This is a genomic window from Pseudomonas sp. Fl4BN1, assembly GCF_009908285.1.
In the GTDB taxonomy this organism is placed as follows: domain Bacteria; phylum Pseudomonadota; class Gammaproteobacteria; order Pseudomonadales; family Pseudomonadaceae; genus Aquipseudomonas.
This window is the reverse complement of the sequence record NZ_JAAARM010000002.1, coordinates 136595-150621: the sequence shown is the minus strand read 5'-3', so window position 1 is coordinate 150621 and position 14027 is coordinate 136595. Positions and strand designations below refer to the sequence as shown.

Sequence of the window (14027 nt, the reverse complement as noted above, 5' to 3'; positions counted from 1 at the left end):
TCGAGGTGCTTTCTTCGCCGGCAAGCCGGCTCCTACACAGGCCTGTGTAGGAGCCGGCTTGCCGGCGAACGCTTCACACCCTCAGCTCAACCTCTCCCAGATGCCCGCCATACGGGCCGAAGCTGCGCTCCAGCAGATGCCGCGAGCCGTCGGCGTTGACGATCAATGCGGTGCTGGCACGAGTGCCGTAGCTGGGGCTGGCGATGAACACGCTGGACAACAGGCTTTCCGTGGCCAATCCGACTCCGGTGTCTGGCAGCTCCGCGAAAGGCGCGGTTTGCGGGTCGCTCAAAAGCGCCAGCAATGCCTGGGGCTGCGGATCGTGCAGCGCTTCCTGCAGTGCAGCCTTGGCCTTGAGCAGCTTGGGCCAGGGGGTATCGAGCCCGGCATTGGACAGGCCGTAGACACCGGCTTCAAGCCTTTGCGGTTGCGGTTCCCGGGCATTGTAGTGCCACAGCTGATCTGGGGTACCCAGCAGCAGGTTGAACCCGGCGTAGTCTACCGAACGGCCGACCACGTCCTGCAAATAGTCGTCGAGGTCAATGTTGCCGGCAAGAAAACGCGCTACCAGCTCGCCTCGCGAGCGCCGCGCCGGAGGCTGATGGGGGTTGCGGATATTGGTCAGGGCGGCAAAGCGGCCGTCGGCACCGACGCCGAGCCAGGTGCCACCAGCCTCCAGGTCGCGCCCGGCGTGGATCTGTGGCGATTCTGGCCATTGCCCAAGCGGCAGGCTGGGCCGGGCATAGAACTCGTCACGGTTGGCCGCGACGATCAACGGTTGCGAATGACCTGGCCGCCAGGCGAAAACGATCAAGCACATTAAGGTGGCCCCCTGTGTGTTTTTGCCCACTTTACCCACAGAACCGATGGGTATCCATCGCCATCCAGTGGAGTCCGGGGTGGCGCATCCGTTACCATGCCGGTCTTATTTTCGGATGCTCCCATGGAATTTCTGCTCTATCTGCTGTTGGGCGCCTGTGCGGGCGTGCTGGCCGGGCTGTTCGGTGTGGGCGGCGGGATCATCATCGTTCCGGTGCTGGTGTTCAGTTTCACCTTGCAGGGCTTCGATACCTCGGTGCTGACTCACCTGGCGGTGGGCACCTCCCTGGCCAGCATCATCTTCACGTCGGTCAATGCGGTTCGTGAACACCATCGCCGCGGTGCGGTGCGCTGGCCGATCTTCGTCTGGATGACGGTGGGCATTCTGCTGGGGGCCGGCTTCGGGGCACTGACCGCCGAGGCCATCTCCGGCCCGCACCTGCAAAAGATCATCGGCGTCTTCGCTCTGGTAATAGCCCTGCAAATGACCCTGGAGCTCAAGCCCAAGGCCAGTCGCCAAGTCCCCGGCAAACTGGGCCTGGCAGCAGTTGGCAGCGTGATCGGCTGGGCCTCGGCGATTTTCGGCGTTGGCGGTGGCTCGCTGACCGTACCGTTCCTCACGTGGCGCAGCGTGCCCATGCAGCAGGCGGTGGCCACATCCTCGGCCTGTGGCTTGCCCATTGCCCTGGTCAGTGCCTTAAGTTTCATGATTCTGGGCTGGCATGATCCGCTGCTCCCGGCCCATAGTCTCGGTTTAATTTATTTGCCGGCGTTGTTGGGCATTGCCCTGACCAGCATGGTGTTTGCTCGTATCGGCGCACGCCTGGCGCACAAGCTGTCGCCGCGCCTGTTGAAGCGCATGTTTGCCGCGCTACTGTTCTGTGTGGGAATCAGCTTCCTGTTCTGAGTGGTAACGCAATCCTGGCTTAATCCTGGCGTGACAGTTTCGCCCGGGAATCAAGAGATCTAACCCTGACGAGGAGTCGCAATGCTGCCTTACCCGCAGATTGATCCGGTGGCCCTGGCCATCGGCCCGCTGAAAATCCACTGGTACGGCCTGATGTACCTGATCGGCATCGGCGGCGCCTGGCTGCTGGCGTCGCGCCGGCTGAACCGTTTCGATCCGACCTGGAGCAAAGAAAAGCTCTCGGACATGGTGTTCTGGATGTCCATGGGCGTGATCGTCGGTGGCCGCCTGGGTTACGTGCTGTTCTACGACCTGAGTGCCTACCTGGCCAATCCGACCCTGATCTTCGAAGTATGGAAGGGCGGCATGTCGTTCCATGGCGGTTTCATCGGGGTCATGCTGGCGGCCTGGTGGTTCGGCAAGCGCAACAACAAGACCTTCTTCGAACTGATGGACTTCGTCGCGCCGATGGTGCCGATCGGTCTGGGCGCCGGGCGTATCGGCAACTTCATCAACGCCGAGTTGTGGGGCAAGCCCACCGATGTGCCCTGGGCAATGATTTTCCCGCCGTTCAGCGATCCGTCGCAGTTGCCTCGTCATCCTTCGCAGCTGTACCAGTTTGCCCTGGAAGGCGTGGCGCTGTTCCTGATCCTGTGGCTGTTCTCGCGCAAACCGCGGCCGACCATGGCGGTTTCCGGTATGTTCGCCCTGTTCTACGGGATCTTCCGTTTTGTCGTCGAGTTCGTCCGGGTGCCGGATGCGCAACTCGGCTACCTGGCGTGGAACTGGTTGACCATGGGTCAGGTTCTTTGTGTGCCGATGATTCTCGGCGGCCTGGGGCTGATCTGGCTGGCGTATCATCGCGCTCCAGCCAAGAGCGCGGCGCAATAAATTCGAACCCCGGGGCGCAAGCTCCGGGTTCAAGGATGCAGGTAATTCATGAAGCAATATCTTGATCTGGTGGCCCACGTCATCAACAACGGCACCAAGCAGGCCAACCGCACCGGTGTGAACACCATCAGCTTTCCCGGGGCGATGCTGCGTTACGACCTCAAGGAAGGTTTCCCAGCCATTACCACGCGCAAGATGGCCTTCAAGTCGGCGATCGGCGAAATGGTCGGCTTCCTGCGGGGCGTGAACAACGCCGCTGAATTTCGCGCGTTGGGCTGTAAGGTCTGGGATCAGAACGCCAACGAAAACGCCCAATGGTTGGCCAACCCTTTCCGTCAGGGCGACGACGACCTGGGCGAAATCTATGGCGTGCAGTGGCGCAAATGGCCGGCCTACAAGCAGATCAGCACCAGTAACCAGGCGGCCATCGACCTGGCGCTGAGCCAGGGCTACCGGCAGATCGCTGCGGGTGAGGAAGAAGGCCAGGGCTATGTGGTGCTGTACAAGGCCATCGACCAGGTTCGTCAGTGCGTCGACACCATCATCAACGACCCAGGCAGCCGGCGGATCCTGTTCCACGGCTGGAACTGCGCGCAGCTGGATGAAATGGCCCTGCCGCCATGTCACCTGCTCTATCAGTTCCACCCCAATGTCGAGACCCGGGAAATCTCCCTGACTCTCTACATCCGTTCCAACGATCTGGGGCTCGGAACTCCGTTCAACCTGACTGAGGGTGCAGCGTTGCTGAGCCTGATCGGCCGCCTGACCGGCTACACGCCGCGCTGGTTCACCTATTTCATTGGTGATGCCCACGTCTATGAAAACCACTTGGACATGCTCAACGAACAGCTCAAGCGCGAGCCGTTCCCGATGCCCAAACTGGTGATTTCCGAGCGTGTGCCGGAGTTCGCCAAGACCGGCCTGTACCAGCCAGAGTGGCTGGAGCTGATCGAACCGAGCGACTTCTCCCTTGAAGGCTATCAACACCACGCGCCGATGACCGCGCCGATGGCGGTTTAAGCGTTTCACTGGCGGTACCAGGGGGCCACGCAGTTGAGACTGCGTGGCCCCTTGTCGATTCACCCGGTTGCTTTATCGACCTTTGCCCGGGAGTCACTGCGGACATTGCTGCGCCTGCCGGGCGGCTACGCTCTCAGGAGCGGGCCCTGGAGCGCTCCGGGCGTTTTCCTTCTGATTAGTCAATACGAGCCGTTAAATGGAAGAGTTCAATCGCAGTCTGTTCCTGGCCATCAATGCCAGCGCTGAAGCTTCATTGGTAATGCGTGGGCTGGCGGTTTTCCTGGCACAAGGGCTGGTTCTGAGTGTGCCGTTGTTGCTCCTGGTGCTTTGGGTGTTGGGGGAGCGCCGCCAGAGAATGACCGTGCTGATCGCAACCCTGAGCATTGTCGTCGCCCTGGGCTGCAACCTGTTGATCCGTGACCTGTGGTTTCACCCGCGGCCCTTCATGCTGGGCCTGGGGCAGAATTTCCTGGCTCACGCGCCTGGGGCATCGTTTCCCAGCGATCATGCCAGCGGCATGTTCGCCATGGCCTTTGCTCTGATCCTAGCATCCCTGCGCAAGACCGGATTGGTGATGCTGGCGCTGGCGCTGCTAGTGAGCTGGGCCCGCGTCTACCTGGGGGTACATTTCCCCTTCGATATCCTCGGCGGTTGCCTAGTGGGGCTGTTCAGCGCCTGGCTGGTGCGCCGGGGCATGGCCTGGCGGCAGCTGGACCAGCGTTTGCTGGATCGGCTCGAAGGGTTGTATCTGCGCCTGATACCGACGGGCCGTCGCGGTTCCTGAAACCGCGACCCCGGGCTGCGGGCTCAATGCCCGTGGCTGCGACCGACATGGGAGGGCTCAGCCTCGCTGGGGGCCACCGAGCCGCTGACCTCCAGGCGCTGCAAGATCCCGCAGTGATCCAGGTCCGGTTCCTCGCTGCAGCGCTGGCGCAGGTCCAGCAGCTGCTCCTGCAGGGCCAGCAGGCCATCGATACGTGCCTTGACGTGGTGGATGTGCTCGTCGATCAGCGCGTTGACGCTGGCGCATTGTCCCTGAGGGCTGTCCCGCAAATTTAGCAGGCTGCGGATTTCCTCGAGGGTCATGTCGAGGCTGCGGCAATTGCGGATAAAGGTCAGGCGCTCGGTGTGGGCCTGGGTGTACAGGCGGTAGTTGCCTTCGCTGCGAGCCGGCTCCGGCAGCAGTCCTTCGCGTTCGTAGTAACGGATGGTCTCGACCTGACAGTCGGTGAGTTTCGCCAGTTCGCCAATCTTCATTGCCGTTATCTCCGAATGGGTGCTTGACCCTATAGTGGCTACAGGGTGTTCACTTGGCAACAAGCACCTTTATTCGGACGCGACCCTTATGAGCGATTCTCTCCACAGCCCGCGCAAGCCCGATGCTCAGCAGCGTCATGCTGATCACGATCACGATCACGATCACGATCATGGCCACTCCCATGCCCCGGTGGGCAAATTGCAGCCGGTCAAGGCCCATGATCATGCCGCCCATGCCGGCTCTTGCTGCAGCAGCGATGCGGCGCCGGCGCGGATTATCCTCAGCGAGACGCCAAGCGCGGGGGCGCGCCTGAGCACTTTCCGCATCGAGGCCATGGATTGCCCCACCGAGCAGACGCTGATCCAGAACAAGCTGGGCAAGCTGGCCGGGGTTCAGGCGCTGGAATTCAACCTGATGAACCGAGTGCTGGGGGTCACCCATGATCTGCCGGACACGGCGCCCATCATCGCCGCGGTGAAGTCCCTCGGCATGCACGCCGAGCCCCTGGAACAGAGCCCAGGTGCCGAGCCGGCGGCCGCAGTGCCGGTGAAGAAAGCCTGGTGGCCGCTGGCCCTGTCCGGGGTGGGCGCGTTGGCGGCGGAGGTGATTCATTTCACCAGTGCCGCGCCGACCTGGGTGGTGGCGCTGGTGGCCCTGGTATCGATCCTCAGTGGCGGCCTGGGCACTTACAAGAAGGGCTGGATCGCCCTGAAGAACCGCAACCTCAACATCAACGCGCTGATGAGCATCGCCGTCACCGGTGCGGTGCTGATCGGCCAATGGCCGGAAGCGGCGATGGTGATGTTCCTGTTCACCGTGGCCGAGCTGATTGAGGCCCGCTCCCTGGACCGTGCGCGCAATGCCATCAGCGGCCTGATGCAGATGACCCCGGAACAGGTCACGGTGCAGCAGGCGGATGGCAGTTGGAGCGAGCAGGAGGCAAAAACCGTTGAGCTCGGAGCCCGAGTACGGGTGCGTCCCGGCGAGCGTATCGGCCTGGATGGCGAGGTTGTGTCCGGCAGTTCCACCATCGACCAGGCGCCGATCACCGGTGAAAGCCTGCCGATAGAAAAGACCGTGGGTGACAAGGTATTCGCCGGCACCATCAACCAGGCCGGCTCCCTGGAGTACCGGGTGACCGCCGCGGCCAATAACTCGACCCTGGCGCGGATCATCCACGCCGTCGAGCAGGCCCAGGGCGCGCGGGCTCCAACCCAGCGCTTCGTCGATACCTTTTCGAAAATCTACACCCCGGCGGTGTTCGCCTTTGCCCTGGCGGTGGCGCTGATTCCACCGCTGTTCATGGCCGGCGCCTGGTTCGACTGGATCTACCGCGCCTTGGTGTTGCTGGTGGTGGCCTGTCCTTGCGCCCTGGTGATCTCCACCCCGGTGACCATCGTCAGCGGCCTCGCCGCAGCGGCGCGCAAAGGGATCCTGGTGAAGGGCGGGGTCTACCTGGAAGGCGGCTACAAGCTTGACTACCTGGCCCTGGACAAGACCGGCACCATCACCCACGGCAAGCCAGTGCAGACTGACTTCCTGTCCCTGGACCCGCTGGCCAATGACAGTGCTCCGGCCCTGGCCGCCAGTCTGGCGGGGCGCTCCGACCACCCGGTGTCCCTGGCTATCGCCCAGGCGGCTGTGGATAAACAGCTGGCGCTGCACCTTGTGGATAACTTCGAGGCCCTGACCGGGCGTGGCGTACGGGGTGAAATCAACGGCCAGGTGTATCACTTGGGCAACCACCGTCTGGTGGAGGAACTGGGCCTGTGCTCGCCAGCCCTGGAAGAAAAGCTCTTCGCCCTGGAGAAACAAGGCAAGACCGTGGTCCTGCTGCTGGACCGCAACGGCCCGTTGGCGCTGTTCGCCGTGGCGGACACGGTCAAGGAATCCAGCCGCGAAGCCATCCAGCAGTTGCACGAACTGGGGATCAAGACCCTGATGCTCACTGGCGACAACCCCCACACGGCCCAGGCGATCGCGGTCCAGGTAGGGATCGACCAGGCCCGGGGCGACCTGCTGCCCACCGACAAGCTGCAAGCCATCGAGGAGCTGTACGCCCAAGGGCATCGGGTGGGAATGGTGGGGGACGGCATCAACGATGCCCCGGCCCTGGCCCGCGCCGAGATCGGTTTTGCCATGGCGGCGGCGGGTACCGATACCGCTATCGAGACCGCGGATGTTGCCCTGATGGACGATGATCTGCGCAAGATTCCGGCGTTTATTCGCCTGTCTCGCCAGACCTCGGTAGTCCTCAAGCAAAATATCGCCCTGGCCCTGGTCATCAAGGCAATCTTTCTTGGGGTAACCTTTGCCGGACTGGCCACCATGTGGATGGCCGTGTTCGCCGACATGGGCGTCAGCCTGTTGGTGGTGTTCAACGGTTTGCGCCTGTTGCGCAAGTAAACGATGAGAGAACACTGTGCTGAGTGCCGAGCTGAAGGCTTTTTACATGGTCGCCCGCCTGGGCAGTATCACCCAGGCGGCGAAGAAGCTCGGTCTCAGCCAGCCGACGGTGACTACGCAGATCCGCAACCTGGAAAGCCAGTACTCGGTTGAGCTGTTCTTTCGTGGCGGTCGTCGGCTGAGTCTCAGTGATGAGGGCACGAGCCTGTTGCCGATGGTCAAGGAGCTGTTGCAGAAAGAAGCCGATATCGAGTTCTTCCTGCGCAACAGCGGGCAGGTACAGGGCACGCTGCGGATAGCCGCCACTGCGCCGTATTACATCCTCGACCTGGTGAAAACCTTCCGCCAGCGCCTGCCTCAAGTGGACGTTTCGGTGGAGATCGGCAACTCCCAGCAGGTGCTGGAGGCGCTGGAGGAATACCGGGTGGATGTGGCCGCGTCCTCGCAACTGTTGGAGGATGCGCGATTGATCCGCCGAGTGCTGGGCAGCGACCCGCTGGTGCTGGCGGTGCATCGCAATCACCCCCTGGCGGCATTGGAACATGTGCCGCTCCAGGCCCTGGCCGGGCATACCCTGTTGATGCGCGAGCCTGGTTCCACTACCCGCAGTCTTACCGAAGAGTTGTTGAAGAACGCCAACGTCAGCTTCGGCCCGCTGCTGGAGATCGGCAGTCGCGAATCGATCCGCGAGGCGGTGCTGCGCAACATCGGCATCAGCATCATTGCCCGTCAGGAGGTGCCCCACGACCCGCAGCTGCGGGTGCTGACCATCGAAAATGCGCCACAGATCGCCGAGTACCTGTATTGCCTCAAGGAGCGCAAGAATGCGCGCCTGCCGGCGGCGTTCCTCGGCCTGGCCCAGGAAATGGCCGGTTGCTGAAGCACCTTCTCCCGTAGGAGCCGGCTTGCCGGCGAATCGCCGCCCAACCCAAATCCACCAATACCACTATCGGCAGCTTTTGCCTGTTTGCCACACGACCTACGCATTCGCTCCCTAGGATGGCCTGCATCTGCTTGATGAGGTCCGTCCATGAACAACTCCGTTGCAACAGCCCTGAGCAACCCAGGCGCGCCAATGAAGGTGCGCGGTATCCAGAAGCGTTTTGGTGCCTTCACCGCCCTGGATAACGTGTCCCTGGACGTCGCCGCCGGTGAGCTGGTGTGCCTGCTGGGGCCGTCCGGTTGCGGCAAGACCACACTGCTGCGCTGCATCGCCGGCCTGGAGCGCCAGGACCAGGGCGAGTTGTACCTGGGGGATCGGGACGTCTCGCGGTTGGCGCCCCAGGCACGGGACTACGGGATTCTGTTCCAGTCCTACGCGCTGTTTCCCAACCTGACGGTTGAAGCCAACATCGCCTACGGCCTGGCGGGCAGTGGCCGTGAGGAAGTGCGCAAGCGCGTGGCGCAGATGCTGGAACTGGTGGGCCTCACCGGCAGCGAGAAAAAATACCCCGGGCAACTGTCCGGGGGCCAGCAGCAGCGGGTGGCACTGGCCCGTGCCCTGGCGCCGGCACCGTCGTTGCTGCTTCTGGATGAGCCGATGTCGGCCCTGGATGCCCGGGTTCGCGAGCATCTGTGCACCGAGTTGCGCCAACTGCAACGGCGCCTGGGGATCACTACCCTGATGGTCACCCATAACCAGGACGAGGCCATGTTGATGGCCGACCGCATCGCCGTGATGAACAACGGCAAGGTCGAGCAGTACGCCACCCCGCAGGAAATCTACGACCGTCCGGCTACGCCCTTCGTCGCCGAATTCGTCGGCCAGGGTAACTGGCTGCCCTTCAGCCGCAACAGCGATAGCCACGCCCAGGTCGGCGGGATGAATGTGCGCCTGGCCGACGATTCGGGCAAAGCCGCTGCGGGTCGCTTGTTCTGTCGTCCGGAAGCCATCAGCGTCAACCCGCCGGTGCATGAGGAAAACCTGTTCCCGGCCAAGGTCCGCGAGATCACGTTCCTCGGCAACCGCTGCCGCATGAGCTTCGAGCTCAACCATTTGCCAGGGCATCCGCTGCTGGCTGAACTGGCACCGGAAGCCATGCCGCGACTGGGCGCCCAGGACATCTGGGTCGCCTTGCCGCCGCGCAGCCTGCAGGTGTTTGTCTAAGATGACCGGGCAAATGTCCCTGCCGCTACCTGCAAAGCGGGCGCGGCAGACCTCCCGTGCCGAGCTTGGCGATCGTCTGTTTGTGGTGGGCGGCAAGCTCCTGCTCCTGCTGTTGCTGGGGATTGCCGTGCTGTTGCCGCTGCTGGCGATCTTCTGGCGCGGCTTCAGTGCCGAGGACGGGCAGGGCGGCGGCCTGGTCGCGGCCCGGGAGCTGATCCGCAGTGACAATTTTCACTGGCTGCTCGGCAACAGCCTGAAAGTCTCTCTCAGCGTGGCCGCCATCGTGGTGCCCCTGGCTTATCTGTTTGCCTACGCCCTGCAACGCACGTTGATTCCAGGCAAAGGCATCTGGCGTGGACTCTCACTGTTGCCGTTGATGGCGCCATCGATGCTGCCGGGCATCGCCCTGGTCTACCTGTTCGGTAACCAGGGCCTGCTCCGCGGCCTGTTCGCCGACAACATCTACGGCTTCTGGGGCATCGTTCTCGGTGAAGTCATCTACACCTTTCCCCATGCCCTGATGATCCTGCTCTCGGCCCTGTCCCTGGCGGATGCGCGGCTGTTCGACGCGGCATCGAGCATGGGTGCCAGCCCGGCGAAGGCCTTTCGCAGCATCACCTGGCCCGCTACCCGGCAAGCGGTGTTCGCTGCTTTCTGCCTGGTGTTCACCTTGACCATCACCGACTTCGGGGTGCCGGTGGTGGTGGGCGGCGACTATCAGGTGCTGGCCCTGGAAGCCTACAAGGCGGTGGTCGGCCAGCAGCAGTTCGGTCGCGGCGCGCTGATCGGCATGGTGCTGTTGCTTCCGGCGCTATTCAGCTTCGGTGTCGATGCCTGGTTGCGCCGCCGGCATGGCGACTCCATGAGCGGTCGTGCCCAGGTGTTCAAGCCGGCGCCGTCGCGGCTGCGGGATGGTTGCTACCTGGCCATCGTGCTGCTGATCTGCGCGTCGCTGCTGCTGGTGTTCGGCATGGCGGTGTATTCGTCGCTGGTGAAATTCTGGCCCTACAACCTGTCGCTGTCACTGAACCACTACCAGTTCAACGACACCGCCGGCGGTGGCTGGCTGGCCTATCGCAACAGCCTGACCATGGCCCTGTGCACGGCACTGATCGGTAGCGGGCTGATCTTCACCGGTGCCTACCTGATGGAGAAAACCCAGGGGCAACGCGGCCTGAACCTGGCGCTGCGCATGCTCAGTTTTGTGCCCATGGCGGTTCCCGGGCTGGTCCTCGGTCTGGGCTACGTGTTCTTCTTCAACCTCAATGGCAATCCGCTGCATGTGTTCTACGGAACCATGACCCTGCTGGTGGTGTGCACCATCGCTCACTATCTGACCACCGCGCAGATGACCGCCACCACCGCCCTGCGCCAACTCGACGCGGAGTTCGAAGCCGCTGCCCTGTCGCTCAAGGCACCGCTGTACAGGCACTACCTGCGGGTGACGGTGCCAATCTGCCTGCCGGCGCTTTTGGACATCGTGCGCTACCTGTTCGTCTCGGCCATGACCACGGTGTCGGCGGCAATCTTCCTCTACAGCCCCGACACCATCCTCGCTGCCGTCGCCGTGCTGAACATGGACGACGCCGGCAATGTCGGCGGCGCCGCGGCGATGTCGACCCTGATCCTGTTCACCTCGGCCGGCGTCTCGCTGCTCCTGGCCTGGGCTTCACGCGGCTTGCTGCGCCGCTCCCAGGCCTGGCGGCAGAACGCGCCCGGCCACTGATTCCTTGTTCACCCGCCCTCTGATCCGCACTCATTAAGGAACCGCACCATGTTCAAGCCCCTGGCTCTTGCCGCTGCCGTCCTCTCTGCTGTCAGCCTGAATGCCTTTGCTGCGAAAACCGAGCTGACGGTCTACACCGCCCTCGAAGCCGAGCAGCTGAAGTCCTACAAGCAGGCCTTCGAAGCGGCCAACCCGGATGTCGAGATCAAGTGGGTGCGTGATTCCACCGGGATCATCACCGCCAAGCTGCTGGCGGAAAAGGCCCGTCCCCAGGCTGACGCGGTCTGGGGCCTGGCGGCGTCCAGCCTGGCGATCCTTGACCAGCAGGGCATGCTGCAAAGCTATGCACCGAAAGACCTGGGCAAGATCGGCGGCAACTACCGCGACGCAGCCAATCCACCGGCCTGGGTTGGCATGGACGTGTGGGCGGCAACCATCTGCTTCAACACCGTGGAAGCGCAGAAACAGGGGCTGACCAAACCGGTGAGCTGGCAGGACCTGACCAAGCCTGAGTACAAGGGCAAGATTGTCATGCCTAACCCGGCATCCTCGGGCACCGGCTTCCTTGATGTCAGTGCCTGGCTGCAGACCTTCGGCGAGAAGCAGGGCTGGCAGTACATGGACGAACTGCACCAGAACATCGGCCAGTACGTTCACTCCGGTTCCAAGCCGTGCAAGCTGGCGGCAGCGGGCGAATTCAGCATCGGCATTTCCTTCGAATACCCGGCGGTGCAGCTCAAGCGCCAGGGCGCGCCTCTGGACATCGTCCTGCCGAAAGAGGGCCTGGGCTGGGAAATCGAAGCCACTGCGGTGATCAAGGGCACGCCACATGAAGAGGCAGCGAAGAAACTCGCCGACTTCTCCGCCAGCCCGGCGGCCATGGAGCTGTACAAGGAGAACTTCGCCGTACTGGCCCAGCCAGGCATCGCCAAGCCGCAGACCGAACTGCCGGCGGACTACGAGCAGCGCCTGATCAAGAACGACTTTGCCTGGGCCTCGAAGAACCGCGACAGCATCCTCGCCGAATGGCGCAAGCGCTATGACGGCAAGTCGGAAAAAGTCGCGGCACAGTAAACGAACCATCGTTTTCGCCGGCAAGCCGGCTCCTGCCGAGTGTGGAGGAGCCGGCTTGCCGGCGAAGGCGCTTTCCCTCCAGGACACTATTCATGACCAATCACAGCGATCTGCTGATCGTCGGCGCCGGCATCCTGGGCCTGTCCCATGCCTATGCAGCCGCCAAGCGCGGTTTGCGGGTACAGGTATTCGAGCGCAGTGCCACGCCCCTGGGGGCTTCGGTGCGCAATTTCGGCCAGGCCCTGGTCACCGGCCAGCCGCCGGGCACCATGCTTGAACTGGCCAGGGCCAGCCGGGATATCTGGGTCGACTGGCAACAACTGGCCGGCCTGCAACTCAAGCGCAACGGTTCCTACCTGTTCGCCCGCAGCGAGGCCGAAGAACACCTGTTGGAAGCCTTCTGCAGCGGGCGTGCGCGGGAGCATGGCTACCGGGTCGAACTGCTTCAGGGCGCGGCCCTGAATGATCTGTATGGCGGCCAATTCCGCCATCACCGAGCCGCGCTGCACGGCCTGGACGACCAGCAACTGTATTCCCGCGAGGCGATCCCGATGCTGATCGACTACCTGCGCCGGGACCTGGGGGTCGAGTTTCACTTTTCGACCCTGGTGCGGGACATCGAACCGGGCCAACTGCAGAGCACCGCCGGGACCTTTCGTGGCGCGCGCATCCTGCTGTGCTCCGGACACGACTACCAGACTCTGCTGGCCGAGCAGATTGCGCTGTTGCAGCCACAGATCTGCCGTCTGCAGATGCTCCGTGCCCGGCCCGAGGCCAATCTGGATCTACAACACGCCGTGCTCACCGGTCTGAGCTGTGTGCATTACGGGGCCTTTGCCGACCTGCCCGAGGCCGCCGCCGTGCAGGCGCAGATCCTTCGTGAGGCACCACACCTGCATGAGCACGGGATTCACCTGCTGATCAGCCCGACACCCTCGGGCGAGCTGATCATCGGCGATTCCCACGATTACGGCAGCGATCCCTCACCGTTCAACGCTGAGCAGGTGGATAACTGGTTGATCGAGCTGGCGCAGCAGACCCTGGGCTGCAAGGTCCAGGTACTGGAGCGCTGGCAGGGCGTCTATGGTGCTCGTGGCCCCGCGCCGTTCTCCTTCCTGGAAGCGGCCCCTGGGGTCAACGTGGCCCTGATGCACACCGGGGTGGGCATGAGCGTCGGTCCGGCCATGGCCGAGAACAACATCGCCCGGTTGCTGGAGGAGGTGTGATGAGTCCAAAGCAGCAGGTGATCGACGAAGTTTTCGGCTTGTACGAACGTTTCGGCGACAGCGACTACATCGGCGAGCCGATTTCGCAGATCGAGCACATGTCTCAGGCGGCGCAGCTGGCTCTGGATGAGGGTTATGACGACGAAGTGGTGTTGGCGGCGTTCTTTCACGATATCGGGCATATCTGCGCGCAGGATGCCGAGAACATGGGCGGTTTTGGCGTGGTCAGCCATGAGCGCCTGGGGGCCGACTATCTGCGCCGGGCCGGATTCAGCGAACGCCTGGCGCGGCTGGTGGAATACCACGTTCAGGCCAAGCGTTACCTGACCTTCAAGGAGCCGGGGTATTACCAGCGCCTGAGTGAAGCCAGCCGGCGCACCCTGGAGTACCAGGGCGGGGTGATGAGCGCGGCGGAAGCGGCGGCCTTCGAGCTCGATCCCTTATGCGCAGTAAGCCTGCGCATGCGCCACTGGGACGAGCAGGCCAAGGACATGTGGGTGCCGGTGATGGATCTGCAGGTGCTCAAGGACAAGGCCTTGGCTGTGTTGGCTTGAGGGCCCTTTCGCGGGCAAGCCCGCTCCTACAGGGCCGTG

The 14027-nt window shown here is 63.1% G+C and carries 13 protein-coding genes; 11 read left to right on the top strand and 2 right to left on the bottom strand.

Annotation, left to right across the window (positions count from 1 at the left end; genetic code table 11):
- Positions 1–73 precede the first annotated feature (73 nt).
- A complete protein-coding gene (locus GV818_RS02905; protein WP_161758678.1) occupies positions 74–820 on the bottom strand; it encodes an NRDE family protein in 747 nt (248 codons plus the stop codon).
- A gap of 123 nt (positions 821–943) precedes the next feature.
- On the opposite strand from GV818_RS02905, the gene GV818_RS02900 reads away from it, so the two are divergent.
- The 4 genes from GV818_RS02900 to GV818_RS02885 all read left to right on the top strand — a co-directional run bounded on the left by GV818_RS02900 (position 944) and on the right by GV818_RS02885 (position 4421).
- Positions 944–1726, top strand: a complete 783-nt coding sequence (locus tag GV818_RS02900) for a sulfite exporter TauE/SafE family protein (protein WP_161775777.1) — start codon at positions 944–946, stop codon at positions 1724–1726.
- An 81-nt stretch (positions 1727–1807) separates the two neighbouring features.
- Positions 1808–2617: a prolipoprotein diacylglyceryl transferase gene (gene lgt, locus GV818_RS02895; RefSeq protein WP_161758676.1), complete on the top strand. Its 810-nt coding sequence runs from the start codon at positions 1808–1810 to the stop codon at positions 2615–2617.
- Between the two features lie 48 nt (positions 2618–2665).
- Positions 2666–3637 (top strand): thymidylate synthase, encoded by a 972-nt coding sequence (locus tag GV818_RS02890; RefSeq protein WP_161758675.1) that lies wholly within the window; start codon positions 2666–2668, stop codon positions 3635–3637.
- 196 nt (positions 3638–3833) lie between these two features.
- Positions 3834–4421, top strand: coding sequence for an undecaprenyl-diphosphatase (locus GV818_RS02885; protein WP_161758674.1), 588 nt, complete (start codon positions 3834–3836; stop codon positions 4419–4421).
- A gap of 23 nt (positions 4422–4444) precedes the next feature.
- Here the strand turns inward: GV818_RS02885 and cadR are convergent, their stop codons facing one another.
- The gene (gene cadR / locus GV818_RS02880) at positions 4445–4894 is read right to left on the bottom strand and encodes a Cd(II)/Pb(II)-responsive transcriptional regulator (RefSeq protein ID WP_161758673.1); all 450 of its coding nucleotides are present in this window, start codon (positions 4892–4894) and stop codon (positions 4445–4447) included.
- Between the two features lie 88 nt (positions 4895–4982).
- Here cadR and GV818_RS02875 point away from each other — a divergent pair, with 88 nt between their 5' ends.
- From GV818_RS02875 to GV818_RS02845, 7 genes are all read left to right on the top strand, one after another.
- Complete coding sequence (locus GV818_RS02875) at positions 4983–7301, top strand: heavy metal translocating P-type ATPase (RefSeq protein WP_161775776.1); 2319 nt, start codon at positions 4983–4985, stop codon at positions 7299–7301.
- 16 nt (positions 7302–7317) lie between these two features.
- Positions 7318–8181, top strand: coding sequence for a LysR family transcriptional regulator (locus GV818_RS02870; RefSeq protein ID WP_161758671.1), 864 nt, complete (start codon positions 7318–7320; stop codon positions 8179–8181).
- 150 nt (positions 8182–8331) lie between these two features.
- Positions 8332–9408 (top strand): putative 2-aminoethylphosphonate ABC transporter ATP-binding protein, encoded by a 1077-nt coding sequence (locus tag GV818_RS02865; RefSeq protein ID WP_161758670.1) that lies wholly within the window; start codon positions 8332–8334, stop codon positions 9406–9408.
- 1 nt (position 9409) lies between these two features.
- Entirely contained in the window at positions 9410–11134 is a 1725-nt protein-coding gene (locus GV818_RS02860) for a putative 2-aminoethylphosphonate ABC transporter permease subunit (RefSeq protein WP_161758669.1), read from the top strand.
- Positions 11135–11182: 48 nt separating this feature from the next.
- On the top strand, positions 11183–12208 hold the full coding sequence (locus tag GV818_RS02855; protein ID WP_161758668.1) for a putative 2-aminoethylphosphonate ABC transporter substrate-binding protein: 1026 nt from the start codon (positions 11183–11185) through the stop codon (positions 12206–12208).
- 92 nt (positions 12209–12300) lie between these two features.
- On the top strand, positions 12301–13434 hold the full coding sequence (locus GV818_RS02850) for a TIGR03364 family FAD-dependent oxidoreductase (protein ID WP_161775775.1): 1134 nt from the start codon (positions 12301–12303) through the stop codon (positions 13432–13434).
- Positions 13434–13988 carry a phosphonate degradation HD-domain oxygenase gene (locus GV818_RS02845; protein WP_161775774.1) on the top strand — a complete coding sequence of 185 codons (555 nt, stop codon included), beginning with the start codon at positions 13434–13436 and terminating at the stop codon, positions 13986–13988. Before GV818_RS02850 ends, GV818_RS02845 begins: the two co-directional genes overlap by 1 nt.
- Positions 13989–14027: the final 39 nt, after the last annotated feature.